Annotated in this window: 3 protein-coding genes and 1 pseudogene; all 4 read right to left on the reverse strand. The window is 66.8% G+C overall.

Annotated elements, in window-relative coordinates; all coding sequences use genetic code 11:
* Nucleotides 1-544 (reverse strand): annotated as a pseudogene (locus ACE3S9_RS17420) (hypothetical protein); the annotation flags it as partial.
* 559 nt (nucleotides 545-1103) lie between these two features.
* Nucleotides 1104-1880, reverse strand: coding sequence for an ABC transporter permease (locus tag ACE3S9_RS17425; RefSeq protein ID WP_374547748.1), 777 nt, complete (start codon nucleotides 1878-1880; stop codon nucleotides 1104-1106).
* Nucleotides 1877-2635 carry an ABC transporter ATP-binding protein gene (locus ACE3S9_RS17430; RefSeq protein ID WP_374547749.1) on the reverse strand — a complete coding sequence of 253 codons (759 nt, stop codon included), beginning with the start codon at nucleotides 2633-2635 and terminating at the stop codon, nucleotides 1877-1879. The genes ACE3S9_RS17425 and ACE3S9_RS17430 overlap by 4 nt, the downstream gene beginning before the upstream one ends.
* A partial coding sequence (locus ACE3S9_RS17435; RefSeq protein ID WP_374547750.1) for an ABC transporter substrate-binding protein occupies nucleotides 2632-3117 on the reverse strand: 486 nt, incomplete at its 5' end. The genes ACE3S9_RS17435 and ACE3S9_RS17430, both read right to left, overlap by 4 nt.

Consider the following 3117-nt stretch of genomic DNA (forward strand, 5'->3'; position numbering starts at 1 on the left):
GTTCGGCCTGGGCGACCTGCTGGATCGCCTGCGCGGCCGTATCGGTCTCGGCGACCTGGGGCGCGTCCGTGTCCGGCGTCTCGACCAGCACGAACAAAGGTTCGGATTGAAGGGGCGAGAAGGACGGTCCGACCGGATCGGTCTTGGCCGCCATGGCCGGCATGCCCGTTACAGCGCCTTCGGGATCGAACAGGCCGCCGAAGGGATTGCGCGGCTTGTCGAGGTTCGGCTTGGAGGGGCCGGATTCGAGCGCCACATGGGCGACCGCCGCGGCTGTCGATTGGGCGAGCGCACCTTGCGATTGGGCGAGCGACCCTTGCGCGCGATCCGCGCTCCCGGCCGATGCGGCGAATGGCGCCGGGGCGGCGGCTTCGCCGACCGGGGCTCCGGCCTCGCCGGCCAGGCCGCCGGCGAGGCGCAGGGCCACGGCGGCGCTGAAGGAAAAGGCGGCGAGGACAGGGATTGTCCGGACGAAAACTTTGCGAGTAAGGCTCGCGCGACCCTCAAGGGCGGGTTCGCAGATCTCGTAGCTCCAATCGGTCATACGCTGAATCCCGCATACAATACGCTGGTCGCGCCGGGGCGCGGTTCGGGGTCCGGCCGAGCGACGCCAACAGGCGCGGGCCAGCGATTTTGGCGCGTCAACGCGCCGGGGAAATCGGCTGTAAAGGCGAGGACGCCGAACGTCCTTGAATCAAAACAAATTATCCCTAATTTCCTGTTAATGGCTTCCGCAGAAGTCTGCATATTTTGTGTCCGTGCCCCGCCCGCCGCTGGCGTTCAATCATGCCGCGACGCCTCCGGGGGCGAGGTGTCGCGCAGCCGTTCGCATTTGCGGAAAACACTTGTTTTCCGGCCCACATGCATCTACGAACAATGACTTAGCGCCTCCGCGACTCTCCCGATCCGCGAATGCCGCCCGCCACGCGCCGCCCCTGTCAATCAAGTGAGACAGCCGTCGTCCGGGTCGCTCTCGAAAAAAGGCGAAAAAAAAGGCGAAATTGCGGATCACAGGAATTTTATTTGACAGTGATCCAAAAAACACAGGAAAAAGCGGCGAGGCAAAACGCCGCAGACCCCGCCTTCTGCGCCGGACTCTCCCGTCAAGCCTCAGTTTCCGGCTCGTCACGCCAGCGGCGCAGCACCATATGGCCGAGCCCGGCCAAAGCGCCGTAAAGCGCCACGCCGCACAGGCACAGCAGCGCGACGGCGGCATACATCATGGGAATTTTGAGCCGATAACCCGCCTCGACGATTCGGAAAGCGAGGCCTTCGCTGTTTCCCGCGGCGCCCGCCGCCAGTTCCGCCGCCACCGCGCCGATCAAAGCAAGGCCGCCGCCGATGCGCAGGCCGGTGAAAATCTGCGGCAAGGCCGAAGGCAGCCGCAGCAGCAGGAGAATCGTCCCGCGCGACGCGCCTTTCAGCCGGAACAGTTCGATCAGGCCGCGATCGGTCGCCTTGAGGCCCGCCGAAGCGTTGGACAGGATCGGAAAGAAGGCGACCAGAAAGGCGCAGGCGAGCACCGCCGTCGGCGGCTCCAGATAGATCAGCAAGAGCGGAGCGATGGCGATCAGCGGCGTCACCTGGAGCGCGATGGCCAGCGGCAGAAAGGTCTTTTCGAGCCAGGGCGACCAGGCGAAGACCAAAGCCAAAGCGAGGCCGCCGGCCGCAGCGAGCGCCAGCGCCAGCAAAGCCTCGCGCAGGGTGATCGCGGTGGCGGCGAGCAATTGCGGGCCGTTGTCGATCAGCGTTTTCGCGATCAGGCTCGGCGCGGGGATTTGCGCGGGCGGAATGTCGCAGGCGCGGACCAGAACCTCCCACAACCCGATCAACGCGGCGAGGGCAAGCAGCGGCGCGAGGCGGGCGAACAGGCCGTTCACGCCGCCTGCCCCATCGCCCGTTGCAGGCCCTCGGCGATCCGCGCGCAATCCGCCGCGAAACCGGGGCTCCGGCGCAGGCCGAGGCCGCGCGTTTCGCCGCGCTCCAAGGTCAGGATCGAATCGATCCGGCCCGGCCGTGCGTGCATGATCGCCACGCGATCGGCGAGATAGGCGCTCTCATAGACTGAATGGGTGACGAAGACGACGGTCGCCGCGCTCTTGCGGCGCAGGTCGAGCAAAACATCGTTGAGTTGCCAGCGGGTGATCTCGTCGAGCGCCGCGAAGGGCTCGTCGAGCAGCAGCAGGCTCGGCTCGTCGACCAGAGCGCGGGCGATAGAGGCGCGCATTTTCATGCCGCCGGACAATTGGCGCGGCAGCGCCTTCAGCCGGTCGCCAAGGCCGACGCGGGCAAGCGCCGCCTCCACGCGCGGCGCGGCTTCGCGTCGCGACAGGCCGGCGAGGCGCAGCGGCAGATAGACATTGGCGAACAGATCGGCCCAGGGCATCAGAGTCGGCTCCTGAAAGACGAAGCCGATTGTCGGCGCGGCGCCGTCCCGCCAACGGATTTCGCCGGAATCGGGCCGCTCCAGCCCGGCGACCAGCCGCAACAGGCTCGATTTGCCGCAGCCCGAGGGGCCGAGCAGGCAAAGCGTCTCGCCCGGGACGAGATCGAGCCGCACGCCGTCGAGCGCCGCCGCCCCCTGCCCCGGAAAACGAAGGCTAAGATCGCGCAAACTGGCAAGCGGCGCCGTCAATTGCGGCCCTGCTGTTCCAGCCCCAGCCCCTTGTTGACGAAGCGGACATCGAAGCCGCGCGACAGGTCGAGTCCGGGAGGCGTCACGCCGGCCGCCGCCATATCGGCGTAAAAGCGCGCGATGCGCGCCTCGTCCATCGCGCCGACGCCCCGTTTGAGCGCGTCGCCCGATTCGACAATGCCGAAGTGCTTCATCTGGGCGATGGAAAAGGCGATCTGCGCGTCGTCGATATCCGGATTGCCGCGCTTGATCAGCGCATTGGCCGCGCCATTGTCGCCGTGCAGATAATGCACCCAGCCGAGGATCGAGGCCTCGACGAAACGCCGCACCAGATCGGGATTGCTTTCCAGCAGGTCGCGGCGCGTCTCGATGGTGGTGGCGTAGGTCTCGTAGCCGTGATCGGCGAGCAAGAAGACATTGGGCTTGAAGCCCCCCTCGCGCGCGATGGCGAAGGGCTCGGACGTGGCGTAGCCCTGCTGGAT

The organism is Rhodoblastus sp. (genome assembly GCF_041915505.1).
Lineage (GTDB): Bacteria > Pseudomonadota > Alphaproteobacteria > Rhizobiales > Beijerinckiaceae > Rhodoblastus.